Origin of the sequence: Cohnella sp. OV330 (assembly GCF_900112065.1) — a bacterium.
Taxonomy (GTDB): domain Bacteria; phylum Bacillota; class Bacilli; order Paenibacillales; family Paenibacillaceae; genus Cohnella.
The window spans coordinates 12,428-27,013 of sequence record NZ_FOKE01000011.1; the positions used below are offsets into that span (position 1 = coordinate 12,428).

The window sequence follows — 14,586 nt, forward strand, 5'->3', positions numbered from 1 at the left end:
TTTTTATGCATAAAATAGGAAAAAGGCACCCGTTTGGGGTGCCTGGAAACGTGCTTGAAAGGGGGCTTGATCAGGGAAATCGTTCATGGCGGGCGCTCGCGCCTCTATCAGAGCGGCCTGAGTTCGATCCAGCCGAGCTCAAGGCCCGGCTTGACGACTTCCAGCCGCAGCTCGTGCAGGCCGGCCGCAAGCTCGACCTTCGCCAGCTTGTGCAGCGTCCACGCGCCGCCGGTCCCGTTGGTTTGGACGGTCGCGAGCGGCTTGCCGTTCAGCGTCAGATTGCTCGCGCTCTGCGCGAGCTCGGATTCGGCGGACATGGCGTTCGCGAACAGCCGGTAGACGCCCGCATGCTCCACGCGAAGGAAAGTCGCGCCTGCGGCGTGCGGCACGATCCGCGCGCCGTCCGCCACCGGCTGGGCGCTTTGCGCTTGCTCCGCGGCAGGGGCGGTCAGCGCCTGGAACGCTTCGACCGTCTCCTGGGTCGCCTTGTCCCTGGCGCCGACCGGCGCGCGCAGGATGAAGCCGAGGATGTTCGACGCGGACCGCTGGAGCTCGCCCCTCGTGAGCGTGCCGTCTTCCAGCGACGCAATCGTGTTGTCCCCGTAGGCGTTGGTCTCCGCCCCGTAGTTGCTGACGACCATATACAGATCGTTCTGCGCGCGCACCATCCAGTTCGTATATTTGCGATCCGGGGCTCCGCCGTTCGCGGCGTCGTTCATGACGGCCCACCAGTCGGTCATGACGATGCCCTTGAAGCCCCACTCGCCGCGCAGGATCGTCGTGTTCAGGTCGTAGTTCGAAGCCGCCCAATGCCCGTTGATCGGATTGTACGACGTCATGACCGATTTGGCGCCGCCCTCCCGAACCGCGATCTCGAAGCCCTTCAGGTAGATCTCGCGAAGCGCGCGCTCCGATACGACAGCGTCCACCTTGCTCCGGTGCTTCTCCTGGTTATTGCAGGCGAAGTGCTTGAGCGTGGCGTTCGAGCCGCCCTTCATGATGCCCCTCACGCAGGCCGCGGCGAAGGCGCCCGAGACGAGCGGATCCTCGGAAAAGTACTCGAAGTTGCGTCCGTTGAGCGGGCTTCGCCGGATGTTGAGTCCCGGTCCGAGCAGCGTGTCGATCTCGTTGCGAACGAGCTCTTGGCCCTCCAGGACGTACAGTTCCTCGACGAGCGCCGCGTTCCAGGTCGCCGCGAGCAGCGTCCCGATCGACACCTGCGTCGCCTTGTGGCCGCTGTCCATGCGGATGCCGGACGGCCCGTCCGACGTGCAGGCGACCGGGATGCCGTAGCCGAGCAGGCTGTCGGTCACTCCGCCGAAGGCCGAAGCCGTCCCCGGCGTGACGAGCGGGCTGCTCATGCCTTCGCCCCTGACTAGCGCGGCCAGATCTTCGTCTCCGAGCTGCGCGACGAAGGCTTCCAAGCCGACCTTGCCGTCGCGGACGTCTCTCAGCTTGTAACCGCGGTCCCCGGTCTGCGCGAGCGCTTGAGGCAGGCGGCTCTCGATGCGGTCCGCGAGCGAGATCTTGCGCTGCGGCGCGTCCTCGTACACAAGCTCGTACGCGCCGTCCGCCCGGCGGGCGCCCGGCTTCATCCGCGAAAGGCTCGCCGTCAGCGCCATCGCTTCCTCGAGCTGCTGCACGACGCGCAGCGCTTCGATGTTATAGCCGTCTTGCCCCTCGAAGCGGATGGCCGCGGCCTTCTTCACGCTTGTCCCTGCGTAGAAGCGATAGGTTCCCGCCTCCAGCACGTAGGCGGATGCATGCCCCGTCGCGCCGGCGTCGTCGTAGGCGGCCATCGCGCGAACGGGGAAGCGGACGGTCAGGCGCTGCGATTCGCCGGGTTGCAGCAGATCGGTCTTGGCGAAGGCGGCGAGCGCTCTGGCCGGGCGTCCCAGCACGCCTTGCGGCGCTTCGAAGTACAGCTGGACGACTTCTTTGCCGGCGTAGAGCGCGCCCGCGTTCGTCACGACGACATCGACGGCGATGACGGCTTCGCCTTCGGCCTCGATCAGACGGGCGTCTTCCGCCGCGAGGCCGAACGTCGTGTACGACAGTCCGTAGCCGAACTCGAACTGCACGCGATCCGGACAGAAGGTCTCGAAGTACCGGTAGCCGACGTAGATATCCTCCTGGTACAGGTTGGCGAGCTCGTTGCCGTAGTTGAGGGTGGACGGATAATCCGCCAGCGCGTACGCGATCGTGTCGGTCAGCTTGCCGCTCGGCGTCGCGTCGCCGGCCAGCACGTCGGCGATCGCGTTGCCTCCCTCCATGCCGCCGTGCCAAGCATAGACGACGCCTGCGATCGGATGGACGTACGCTTCGTCGTCCAGCCAGCTCATGTCGACGATATTGGATACGTTGAGCACGACGATCGTCTGCTCGAAGCGCGCCGTCACCTGCCTGAGCATCGCCCGCTCCTCGTCCGTGAGCAGGTAGCTGCCCGGCTTGTCCGCATTGTCCTGATCCTCGCCCGCCGTGCGGCCGATGACGATGATCGCCTTGTTCGAGACGCGTCTCGCTTCGGCCACCAGCTCGTCCGTTAGCGGCATCTCGCGCTGATGCCAAGGCTCCGCCGCCCAGCCGCCCCCGCCGTTGTCGAACGGGTTCTGCTCGATCCAGCGCTCGTAGACGGCCGCGAGCGCCTCGTTGACCGAGACGTTCTCTTTGCCGCGAAGGCCATCCAGCAGGTTCGTCGTATATGCCACATGGACGCTGCCTCCGGAGCCCGTGCCGCTGCGGTAGTAGTTCACTTGGATTCTCCCGAATACGGAGACGTGATCCCCTTGACGAAGGGGCAGCGCCTCGCCCTCGTTTTTCAGCAGCACCGCGCCTTCGGCCGCTACCGTGCGGCTGAACGCCGCGAAACCCTCCAATGGAACGCCGATCATCGATGTTGTCACTTTCGTATCCTCCTTTAGGTAGCGGTCCGGATGTCCGTCCGCCGCTCTCTATTTAAGCCGTGTTAAACCGTGTCTTAAGCCGTGCCGTTCATAAACTCGCCTGTCCGACCGATTCGCCCTCAACCAACCGCACGTAGATCCGCTCCTGCTCCACGGGCCGGCCCTCGATCATTTTCAGCAGCTGTTCGGCGGCGAGCGCGCCCCACTTCCGCTTAGAGTAGTCGATCGTGGCCAGCCTGGGCTGCATGTACTGCGCGAGCTCGATGTTGTCGTAGCCGATCACGTGGACGTCCCGTCCGATCTGAAGCGAGGTCTGCGTCCTTACGTAATCGCACAGACCGATTGCCATCTCGTCGTTCAGGCAGAAGACGCCGACCGGCCCCTCCCGCGCGGCCTCCGCGATCCGCGGACCCGCGGCGTAGCCGGACGCCTTGTCGAAGGCGCCCGGGAGCTCCTCGAGGCTCGCCTCCGGCATGCGCTCGACCGACTGCCTGACCGCGCGCATCCGCTGCCGCGCGTCGTAGGCCGACTCCGGCCCGCCCACCGCGCAGATTCGGCTGAGTCCCTGGCCCAGCAGATGCTCCACGGCCAGCGTCGCGCCGGCTTTGTTGTCGAGCAGCACCTGGTTGACGTTGGCATGCTCGAGCTCGCGGTCGAGGACGACCAGCTTGTGCCCGCGATCCGCATAGCCGAGCAGCTCCTCGTCGGCGAACGTCGCGTCGAGGATGATCGCCCCGTCGAACGCCCGCTCCGGGATCATCCGGTGAGACCGGCGTCCGCTGCAGACGATGAGATCGTAGTCTCTGCGATTCAGCTCCTCCTTGAGCCCGAATAGCAGATCGCCGTAAAAGTGTCCGCTGAAATCCGTGAGGAAGACGCCGACGAGCATCGTCTCCCGCTTTTTCAGCATGCGGGCCGCCCGGTTGGGCACGTAGCCCAGCTCGTCCGCGATGGACTGGATCCGGTCCGCGGTCTCCTTCGTGATCCGGTCGCTGCCGTTCAGCGCGTACGATACCGTGGAGATCGAGACCTTCGCCGCGCTGGCGATATCCTTGATGCTGACCAAGCTATTCCTCTCCTTTCCTCGAAGCCCCGATTAGCGATATTAGTAAGTTAGCGAACGATGATAGGCGTAGTTGCGAAACGTTTCGATTTATACAAAACGGGGCCAAAACATCAAAAGGATGCGCCCTCTGTTAGATGCCATTCTTTAAATTTATCTGAAAAGCGCACCGTAATCAACAGAAAATATAGGTTTGACGCCTGCCGAAAGCAGAATTATACTATCCGTAGAAACGTTTCGATAAACCGTTATCATCGTAGAAAGAGGGTTATATAAGTCATGTCCGATCCTAAAGCCCCTTCGTCTTCTTCGTCTCAAGAAAAGCTGCCCCTGCACGTCTACCTCGAACGGATGACCTTGGACGAAAAGATCGCCCAGCTGATCCAGCTGGCCGTCCCCTTCTTCGAGGGCGCGTCGGATGCCGGCCTGATCACCGGTCCGATGGCCTCGCTCGGCATCGGCGAAGACACCGTGCGCGGCGCGGGCTCCGTGCTCGGCATGGCGGGCGCGCAGGAGACGATCAACGTCCAGCGCAAGCATCTCGAGCACAATCGCCTGGGCATTCCCCTCCTCATGATGGCCGACATCGTGCATGGCTTCAAGACGATCTTCCCCGTGCCGCTGGCCATCGGCTGCTCGTGGGATCTCGCGCTCGCGGAGCGCAGCGCGGAGATCGCCGCCAAGGAAGCGTCCGTATCCGGCGTCCACGTCACCTACGCCCCGATGGTCGACCTTGTGCGCGATCCGCGCTGGGGCCGGGTCATGGAGTCGACGGGCGAGGATCCGTACTTGAACGCGGAGTTCGCGAGAGCGTTCGTCCGCGGCTTCCAGGGAGACGACTTGAGCGGCGATCCGGACCGGGTCGCGGCCTGCGTCAAGCACTTCGCCGCCTACGGCGCGGCCGAAGCCGGACGCGACTACAACACCGTCGATATGTCGGCGCGCCAGCTGCGCGAATTCTACCTGCCGGCGTACAAGGCTGCGCTCGACGAAGGCTGCGAGATGGTGATGACGTCGTTCAACACGGTCGACGGCGTCCCGGCCACGGGCAACGCACCTCTCATGCGCAAGCTGCTGCGGGAGGAGTGGGGCTTCGACGGCGTGCTCATCTCCGACTGGGGCGCGGTCAAGGAGCTGATCGCCCACGGCATCGCGGAGGACGAGCGCGAGGCCGCGCTGAAGGCGATGAAGGCCGGCGTCGACATCGAGATGATGACGTCGTGCTACGCGAAGCATATGGCCGAGCTGATCGAGGCCGGCGAAGTGGACGTTGCGCTCATCGACGAAGCGGTCATGCGCATCCTGCAGCTCAAGGACAAGCTCGGCTTGTTCGAAAATCCGTTCCGCGCAGCCGATCCCGAACGAGAGAAAGAAATCGTGTTCAGCGACGCGCACCGCGCGGCCGCGCTGGAGCTGGCACGCAAGTCGTGCGTGCTGCTGAAAAACGACGGCGTCCTGCCGCTGTCGCCCGCGCTTAAGGTGGCGGTCGTCGGTCCGTTCGCCCGCAGCGGCGACCTGCTCGGGCCGTGGTCTTGGACCGGATCGCAGGACGCGGTCGTCCGCGTGTCCGAGGCGATCCGCGCCAAGGCGGCGACGCCGGGCGCGGTGACCGTGGCCGATGGCTGCGGCATCGAGACCGAAGCGACCGAGGCGCAGCTGCTCGAGATCGAGGCCGCCGCGCAGGGCGCCGACGTCATCGTGCTCGCGCTCGGCGAGCACTCCGACATGAGCGGCGAAGCCGGCTGCCGGGCGGACATCCGGCTGCCGGAGGCGCAGCTCGCGCTGATCCGCCGCATCAAGACGTTCGGCAAGCCGGTCGTGGCCGTGCTGTTCAACGGCCGGCCGCTCGACCTGCACGGCGTCATCGACAAAGCCGATGCCGTGCTGGAAGCTTGGTTCCCCGGCTCCGAAGGCGGCACGGCGGTTGCCGACCTGCTCTACGGCGACGCCAATCCGTCGGGCCGCCTGACGATGTCGTTCCCGTACAGCGTCGGCCAGGTACCGGTGTACTATAACGCCTTCAACACCGGGCGCCCTCAAGGCGCGCCGGATGCGCAGGTACGCTACGTGTCCCAATACTTGGACATCCCGAACGAGCCGCTGCTGCCGTTCGGCTACGGCCTGGGCTACGCCGCGTTCGAATACGGCGAAGCTTCGCTGTCCGCGGACGCGATGACGCCGGATGCGCCGATCACGGTCACCGTGCACGTCGCCAACGTCGGCCAGGTGGCCGGCGTCGAGACCGTTCAACTGTACGTCCGCGACATCGCGGGCGAGGTCGTCCGGCCGGTCAAGGAGCTCAAGGCGTTCCGCCAGATCGAGCTGCAGCCGGGCGAGAGCGCCGAGGTCGCGTTCGAGCTGAGCGAGAGCCAGCTCCGGTATTACCACGCGGACCTGACGCACGCGAGCGACGCCGGCGCGTTCCTCGCGATGGTCGGCCCGAACAGCCGGGACGTCGCGTCGCTGCCGTTCAAGCTCGTCAAGTAAATAAAGGAAAGCCCTCGGAGCGCGCTCCTGAGGGCTTTCCTTTGCGGGGGTTATGGGCTACGCTGGAGTTTCGGGCCGGCCACGCCAAGCGGCGTCGACACCTATCCTGCAAAAGTACAGGATTACCTTGGGCATCCCCATGTGTGCGCATGTCTATCGCGCAAAAGTACAGGATAGCTACTCAAAATCGGCGGTTTGGCGGGAATGCGGCGCTGGATGCTGCACTTTTGCAGGATAGGGTGACGGAGTGGACTCGTTGCCGAGGCTATCCTGCACTTTTGCACGATAGAGGCTCCGTGGGGTAAGACGGCAGCAGCGCATGACATCGACTGTGAGGCGCTATCCTGCAAAAGTACGCGATACTCCGAACCAGCACCGCCGCGTCGATACCTATCGCGCAAAAGTACAGCATAGTTACTCAAAATCGGGCGGTTTGGCGGGAATGTGGCGCTGGATACTGCACTTTTGCAGGATAGGCAACCAAGCGGGTTGGATCGCCGAAGCTATCCTGCACTTTTGCACGATAGAGGCTCCGTGGGGTAAGACGGCAGCAGCGCATGACATCGACTGTGAGGCGCTATCCTGCAAAAGTACGCGATACTCCGAACCAGCACCGCCACCACGGGCAGCGATCGCCCGGCGTAGCCGTGCACGCGCTCGAACTGCCCCGCCATCGGCTACGCGACCAAGCCGCAACAAAGCGCGCCCGGCTCCGCCGGACGCGCCTCTCTTGCGCTTATCGCTTACTCTTTCACCGCGCCGATGACGATGCCTTTGACGAAGAAGCGCTGCAGGAACGGGTACACGATCAGGATCGGCAGCGCGCCGATGAAGATCTGGGACGCCCGCAGCGTGCGCTGGGACAGGCCCGCGATCGCGGCCGGGTCGAACTTGGTCATGTCCGCTTGCACGATGATCGTCTGCATGAAGCTGGCGAGCGGCAGCTTGGCGGCGTCCTTCATATAGATGAGGCCGTCGAAGTACGCGTTCCAGTGGCCGACCATCGTGAACAGCGACACCGTCGCCAGCGACGGCAAGGAGATCGGCAGGTAGACGGACCAGAAGGTCCGCACGTGGCCTGCGCCGTCGATGAATGCCGCCTCCTCGAGCTCCTTCGGCACGGAACGGAAGAAGTTGAGGAGCAGGATGATGTTGTAGACGGCGACCAGGCCCGGCAGGATGAGCGCGAACAAGTTGTTGATCAGATGCAGCTTCAGGATCAAAATATAGCTTGGAATAAGCCCGCCCGGGAACAGCATCGTGACGACGAAAAACCACAGATACACGTTGCGCGCGCGGAACACCCGCGTGTCCTTGGACAGCGCGTACGCAGCGATCGCGTTCACGAGCATGCCGAGCGCCGTGCCGAGCACCGTTCGCTCGATGGAGATCCAGAGCGACTTGAGGAAGTTGGCGTTGCGGAACGTCTTCTCGTACGCCTCGAACGTCAGTCCCTTGGGCCAGAGCGTGACCAGCCCCGCGTTGGCCGCGGCGCTGGAGCTCAGGGATACCATCAGCAGGTGGAACATCGGCAGGAGGCAGAGGACCGCGATCGCGAGCAGCACCGTATTGTTGAATGCGCTGAACACGCGGTAAGATAGCGTTTTATGATACACGAGGCTACACCCCTTTCTAGAAAATCCGGTATCCTGCGAACTTGTAGGCGAGCCGGTATGAGATTACGATCAAGATGAGGCTGATCACCGACTTGAAAAAGCCGACGGCCGTCGCGAAGCTGAATTGTCCGCCCAGAAGGCCTTCGCGGTAGACGAACGTGTCGATGATGTCGCCTTGCTGGTAGATCATCGGGCTGTACAGGTTGAACACCTGGTCGAAGTTGGCGTTCAGGACGTTGCCCATCGCGAGCGTCGCGACGACGATGAGGATCGGCAGCAGCGACGGCACGGTGATGTTGAGCGTCTGCTTCCAGCGGGAAGCGCCGTCGACCTCGGCTGCCTCGTACAGCGCCGGGCTGATGCTGGACAGCGCCGCGAGGAAGATGATCGTGTTGAAGCCGAACTCTTTCCACACGTCGCTCACGATGATCGTGATGCGGAACCACGTGCCGTCGCCGAGGAAGAAGATCGGCTTGATGCCGAAAGCGTTCGTCAGCAGCTGGTTGACGATGCCCGTCTGGCCGAGCACGTCGATCAGAATGCCCGACAGCGTGACCCAGGACAGGAAGTGAGGCAGATAAACGAACGTCTGGATCGAACGCTTGAGCCCCATTTTGCGCACCTCGTTCAGCAGCAGCGCGAACAGGAACGGCACGATCAGGTTCAGGACGACCTTCGAGCAGGCGAACAGCAGCGTGTTGCCGATGATCTTGACGAAGTAATCGTTGGTGAACATATAGTGGAAATGCTTGAACCCGACCCATGGCGAGTGGGCGAACCCGAGCCTGGCCTTGTAGTCCTGGAATGCCATGACGTTCCCCAACATCGGGACGTAGGAAAAGATAAGCACGAGCAGGGCGGCCGGCAGCACCATGAGGTGAAGCGTCCACGGTTGCTTGTAGCCGCGTTTTCTGTCCTTAAGCTCGCGCGCCGCGGACTTGGATGTATTTGCTTCCATAGCTCTCCCCCGTTTGCGGATCGATTGATGGGCACAGAGCGAACCCTTGTTAAGCCATAGTAGCAACCGGAAAGGCCTTACAACTATAAGACATTGTTAGGATCGATAGGGTTTTGTTAAGCAATTGGAGCGGAGGAGGAACGCGCGTATGCGCTGGAATATGGATGTCGGGCCTGCGATGAAGGGCGGGCCGCTGAAAATGAGCATGTTCGCCAAATACACGGGACTGATCGTCGCCCTGTTTATTCCGATCGGCATCGTGTTCGCCTACGCCAACAACGTCGCGAACCGCGTCATCGGCACGGAGATGCGGGCCTCGAACATCAGTCAGCTGTCGTTCCTCTCGAGCCAGATCGATTCGCGGATCAACCAGACGATGGACTTCGTCTTCACGTTTTCCAAGGATCCGAACGTCCAGAAGTTCAACGGGCTCGGCGTTTGGGACGACCAGTACGACCGGATGCAGACGAAGTACATGCTGCAGGAGAAAATGGAGCTGCAGTCCGGCATCGTGACGATCTGGCCGGTCGAGTTCACGGTGTATTCGCAGGTGCACAAGGAGGCCGTGACCAACTCGAGCACGGATGCCCCTTACGACGAGGACTATCTGGCGCGCAACCTGTCGGGCAATTGGATCTACGACGACCAAGCGACGGCCACGGGAGAAGCGAAGGCGTTCCGCTGGCTCTACACCGATTCGTTCGGGCACCAGAACAAGTTGACGGGGAGCAATCTGGTCGTGCAGGCCAGCTTCGGCCGGGAGAACATTCAGAACATGCTGGACACGTACAAGGAAGGCGGCCAAGGAGACCCGCTGTTCTACTACAAGGGTCGCGCCCCGATCCCCAACCGCACGGCGTCCGCCAAGCTCGTCACGGAGGTCCGGTCGTACCTGGACGGGCTCGACCTGGGCGACACGATGCAGCGGACGATCCGCCTGAACGGGGACAGCTATCTGGTCAGCCTCGTGAAGTCGCCGCTGCTCGGCGGCTACCTCGTGGACATCGCGCCGCTCGACCAGATCTTGGGGCCGATCTCGTCTAGCCGCAACCTCTTTTACCTGTCGATGCTGCTGCTGTTCTTGTTCGGCACCTTCATCTCCGTCCTGCTCTACCGGGACGTGCAGCGTCCGATCGCGAAGCTCATCGGCGGCCTCAAGAAGGTGCAGCGGGGCGACTTCTCGGCGCGCATCGACGCCAAGGCGAACGGCGAGTTCACGTTCCTGTTCTACCGGTTCAACGACATGTCGCGGCAGATCGAGAGTCTGATCGAGAACGTGCTGAACGAGCGGATGCGCGCCCAGGAGGCGACGATGAAGCAGCTGCAGGCGCAGATCAATCCGCATTTTCTGTACAACTGTCTCGGCTACATGATCAACATGGCGCAGATGAAGGAGAACGACGCCGTCGTCGCGATGGGGTACAATCTTAGCGCCTATTATCGGTACATCACGCGAATGGAAAAAGAGACGGCGAGCCTGACGGAGGAAATGAAGCTGATCGTGAACTATCTGGACATCCAGAAGCTGCGCAACGGCAGGATCCATTACACGATCGACATGCCCGAGGAGATGCTGGCCCAGCAGGTGCCGCGCCTGATGCTGCAGCCCCTCGTCGAGAACGCCGTCATCCACGGCGTCGGCAAGTCGTTCGCCGCGGGCGAGATCCGCATCCGCGGCGAGATGGCGGACGGCCTCTGCCGGATCTTCGTGGACGACGACGGCCCGGGCATGGATCCCGAGCGGCAGTCCCTGCTTAATCAACGGCTGACCGGACCGCTCGAAGAAGACATGGGCGCCGGCCTGTGGAACACGAACCAGCGCATCATCCACTGCTTCGGCAAGCGTTCGAGCCTCCATTTCTCCCGATCCGAACTCGGCGGCGTCCGCTCGGAGATTGTCTGGGAGATGCCGAAGCCAGCGCCATGACTCATATCCTACGGAACCGGACAAGGAGTGCTTTCATTTGCAATTGCTCATCGTAGACGACGAAGCGCACTGGGTCGATAATCTGTCCATGCATAAGCCCTGGCACACGCTCGGCATCGAGCAGGTACACAAGGCGTATTCCGCCCGCGAGGCGCTGCAAATTATCGATACGCATCCGATCGACATCGTCATCTCGGACATCATCATGCCCGAGATGACCGGCGTCGAGCTCATCGGCAAGATCAGGGAGTACGACAAGCGGATCAAGTGCATCATTCTGTCCGGCCACGCGGACTTCGACTACGCCAAGGAAGCCGTCCGCAACCATGCGGTCGACTACCTGCTCAAGCCGCCGACCGACGAGGAGCTGTTCGGAGCCGTCCGTACGGCGATCGAGCAACTGAACGCGGAGTGGGAACGCGTCAGTTCGCTGGAGCGCACGCAGTTCGCCCTGCGCGAGAACTTGCCGATGCTGCGCGGGCAGCTGCTGCTGGGCGCCATCCGGGGCGAGCGCATGTCTGCCGAGGAGTGGACGCGCAAGCTGGACACCTACGGACTGCCGTTCCGCGACGGGAACTGCGCGCTCGCGCTCGTACGCCTGGAGGACGAGTTCGACCCGTACCGGAACAACGGCCAGCATCTGCTCGAGTATGCGATCGCCAATATCGCGGAGGAAATTTTCGGCGAGTTCATGGAGGTTTGGAGCGTCAAGGAGGAGCACGGCTATTTGGCGTTTCTGCTGCAGTTGAAGCAGGGCGCGGCCGTGGACCGGCCCGACCTGCTGCTCGAGAACCTGGCCATGCAGGTTCAAGCCAAGGTGAAGCAGTACTTGAAAGGCTCGCTGTCCGTCGTCATCACGGAGCCTTTCCGCTTCCCCCGGGAGTTGGCGGAACAGTACCGACAGGCTGCCTCGTACTTCCGGCGGATCGTCGGCGACGAGCGCGAATTCGTCATGAAGGTCGACCCGGCGGAGCGGCCGGCCTCGCTCGGGGCGCTCGAAGTGCTGCATCGGCCGCCGGTCCTCCTCCATCTCCTCGAAGCCGGGAGATGGGACGCCGCGGAGGAGAAGCTAGCCGCCGTATTCTCAGAGCTGGAGGACAAAGGCTCCGAGTCCTGGGAACACTGCATGGAGGTCGGCTTCGCGATCTCGTCCGCGTTCATGCACCTTGCGCACCGCGGCGGCAAGACGCTGGCCGGCCTGCTTGGCGGAGAAGACGAGTTGACGCAGCTAGGGGAGACGTTCGCCTCCATCGGCAAGCTGCGCAAGTGGTCGCTCGCGGCGCTTGCCCGGCTGCGCGAAGGCGCGGTCGACGACGCCCAGGACGCGCGCTCGCACTACGTGCAGAAGATTCAAGCTTACGTGGACGCCAACCTACACCTCGACGTCTCGCTGCGCGCGCTCGCGGATCACGTCAATTTGCATCCGACGCATCTGTCCAAGATCTACAAGCTCGAGACCGGCGAGGGCATCAGCGACTATGTCGCCGCCCTGCGCATGAGCCGCGCCTGCCACCTGCTCAAGTCGACGGACAAGAAGATCTACGAGATCAGCACGGAGATCGGATATCTGGACCCCGCGTACTTCATCAAGGTGTTCAAGCGACAATTTGACGTTACGCCGCAGGAATTCCGGGAGAGTCATTGAAACGTTTCGACCAACAAACTAACAGAGTCCTACGAAAACTAATATCGCCATATGGAAGCCCTCCCCGTACGGTTGGTACAGTTAACACATGCAGTCATCATGCGACAGTGGGGGATTAAAATATGGGTAAATTCAAGAAGTCATGGCTCGTGCCCGCGGCCATGTCGGTCGCGATGCTGGCCGGCTGCGCGGACAACGGCAACGGCAACAACGCGGCAAGTTCGTCCGGCGCGGCACCGAGCGCCAGCGCATCCGCATCCGCTTCATCGGAGCAGTCCGTAGCCGACAAGGCGTTCGCTGCTGGCAAGTACGATCCGCCGATCGAGATCAGCACGATCCTCATGCCGACGACCTACTCGAACGGCGACACCAAGGAGAACAACGTCCACGACCGTTGGATGCTCGACACGCTCGGCCTCAAGCTGAGTAAGGATACGTGGTATCCGGCCGGAAGCGATCAATACAAGCAGCAGCTGCAGCTCGCCCTGACCTCCGGGGAGAAGCTGCCCGACTTCATCATGGTGCCGACCGACTCGGTGCTGACCAACCAGCTGATCGACTCCGGCGAGTTCATGCCGATCGACGAGCTTTTCGACAAGTACGCCACTAAGGTTTGGAAAGACCACGCCGCTCAGCATCCGGAGCTGTGGTATCCGTTCACCAAGGACGGCAAGCACTGGAACCTGCCGATCATGGAGTACACCGACAACGACGACACGCTGCTCTGGCTGCGCGAGGACTGGATGGAGAAGCTCAACCTTCAGGCGCCGAAGACGATCGCGGACCTCGAGAACATCATGGACAAGTTCAAGAACCAGAATCCCGACGGCCTGGCGGCGAAGGACGTCTACCCGCTGGCCATCTCGCTCAAGAACAACACGAACACGTGGATGGGCGGTCTCGACTGGCTGTTCGGCGCGTACGGCACGATCGAAGAGCAGTGGAACAAGGACGCGGACGGCAATCTCGAGTACGGCTCCGTGAATCCGGGCGCGAAGCAAGCGCTGGCGAAGCTGCAAGAGTGGATGAAGAAGGGCTATATTCACCCGGATACCGCGTTGTGGGATGAAGGCAAGTCCGCCGAGATCTGGACCAAGGGCAACGCCGGCGTGCTGCCAGGCGCAAACTGGGTGCCGGACTGGCCGGCACCGGACCTGTTGAAGAACGTCGCAGGCGCGAAATACAAGGCTTATCCGGTACCTGCGGGTCCGGACGGCAAGATCGGCACCAAGTGGCAGAACTCCGGCGTCAACAGCAGCTTCATGGTCAACAAGAACGCCGCGCATCCTGAAGCGATCCTGCTGTACTACAACTACATGCTGGACAATCTGGCCAACCCGCCTGCAGGCAGCCCGTACGAACACGGCTTCGCCAAAGGCTACGACTGGGATATCGTCGACGGCCAGCCGACGAGCGACTCGGCCAAGATCAAGAACTACAACGACAAGTTCCCGTTCATCACCGGCCCGGCCCGCATTCCGGACCTGTACATGAAGACGCTCGTCAAGCTCGCCGACGGCGGCAAGCCGGAGACGCCTTACGAGAAGCAGCAAGCCGAGTCCCGCAAGCCGGAAAACTGGTACGCGGCCAAGGTCGTCATGTCGCAGATCGACGTCCGCAAGCAAAACTACTTCACCGGCGCCGCAACGCCGACTATGATCTCTAAGTGGAACCTCCTGCGTCAATCCGAGCTCGAGACGTTCAACAAGATCATCTATGGCAAGCTGCCGGTCGACGCGTTCGATACGTTCGTAACCAGCTGGAAGGCCAACGGCGGCGATCAAGTCACCAAGGAAGTCAACGATTGGTTCAAGTCGGTACAGCAATAAGGCCGATCGGCGAAAAAGGGGCGGCCGCGAGAGCAATCTCGCGGCCGTCTTTTTTGCGTTCGGCGGGGCGGCGTCTGCGGGGCGAGTGTGCGGACTAGCGGCGAAGCGCTGCCGTTGGGAAGTACTTCGGCGCGACCGCGCAGCTTCGGCGTTCAAGT

8 protein-coding genes are annotated in these 14,586 nt (G+C 62.4%); 4 read left to right on the top strand and 4 right to left on the bottom strand.

The features are described 5' to 3' along the window. Nucleotides 1-107: 107 nt before the first annotated feature. Nucleotides 108-2,903 carry a glycoside hydrolase family 3 protein gene (locus BM235_RS23185; RefSeq protein ID WP_090116637.1) on the bottom strand — a complete coding sequence of 932 codons (2,796 nt, stop codon included), beginning with the start codon at nucleotides 2,901-2,903 and terminating at the stop codon, nucleotides 108-110. An 88-nt stretch (nucleotides 2,904-2,991) separates the two neighbouring features. Beyond that, nucleotides 2,992-3,969 carry a LacI family DNA-binding transcriptional regulator gene (locus tag BM235_RS23190; RefSeq protein ID WP_090116638.1) on the bottom strand — a complete coding sequence of 326 codons (978 nt, stop codon included), beginning with the start codon at nucleotides 3,967-3,969 and terminating at the stop codon, nucleotides 2,992-2,994. Between the two features lie 276 nt (nucleotides 3,970-4,245). Here BM235_RS23190 and bglX point away from each other — a divergent pair, with 276 nt between their 5' ends. After that, nucleotides 4,246-6,453, top strand: a complete 2,208-nt coding sequence (bglX, locus tag BM235_RS23195) for a beta-glucosidase BglX (protein ID WP_090116639.1) — start codon at nucleotides 4,246-4,248, stop codon at nucleotides 6,451-6,453. A gap of 743 nt (nucleotides 6,454-7,196) precedes the next feature. Here bglX and BM235_RS23200 read toward each other — a convergent pair. Together BM235_RS23200 and BM235_RS23205 are read right to left on the bottom strand one after the other, a co-directional pair. Then, nucleotides 7,197-8,069 (bottom strand): carbohydrate ABC transporter permease, encoded by an 873-nt coding sequence (locus tag BM235_RS23200; RefSeq protein ID WP_090116640.1) that lies wholly within the window; start codon nucleotides 8,067-8,069, stop codon nucleotides 7,197-7,199. A 16-nt stretch (nucleotides 8,070-8,085) separates the two neighbouring features. Beyond that, complete coding sequence (locus BM235_RS23205; RefSeq protein WP_090116641.1) at nucleotides 8,086-9,027, bottom strand: ABC transporter permease; 942 nt, start codon at nucleotides 9,025-9,027, stop codon at nucleotides 8,086-8,088. 148 nt (nucleotides 9,028-9,175) lie between these two features. Here BM235_RS23205 and BM235_RS23210 point away from each other — a divergent pair, with 148 nt between their 5' ends. From BM235_RS23210 to BM235_RS23220, 3 genes are all read left to right on the top strand, one after another. Further along, nucleotides 9,176-10,954: a sensor histidine kinase gene (locus BM235_RS23210; protein ID WP_090116642.1), complete on the top strand. Its 1,779-nt coding sequence runs from the start codon at nucleotides 9,176-9,178 to the stop codon at nucleotides 10,952-10,954. A 37-nt stretch (nucleotides 10,955-10,991) separates the two neighbouring features. Beyond that, nucleotides 10,992-12,599, top strand: a complete 1,608-nt coding sequence (locus BM235_RS23215; RefSeq protein ID WP_090116643.1) for a response regulator transcription factor — start codon at nucleotides 10,992-10,994, stop codon at nucleotides 12,597-12,599. 122 nt (nucleotides 12,600-12,721) lie between these two features. Continuing rightward, nucleotides 12,722-14,428: a type 2 periplasmic-binding domain-containing protein gene (locus tag BM235_RS23220; protein WP_090116644.1), complete on the top strand. Its 1,707-nt coding sequence runs from the start codon at nucleotides 12,722-12,724 to the stop codon at nucleotides 14,426-14,428. The last annotated feature ends 158 nt before the right edge of the window (nucleotides 14,429-14,586 follow it).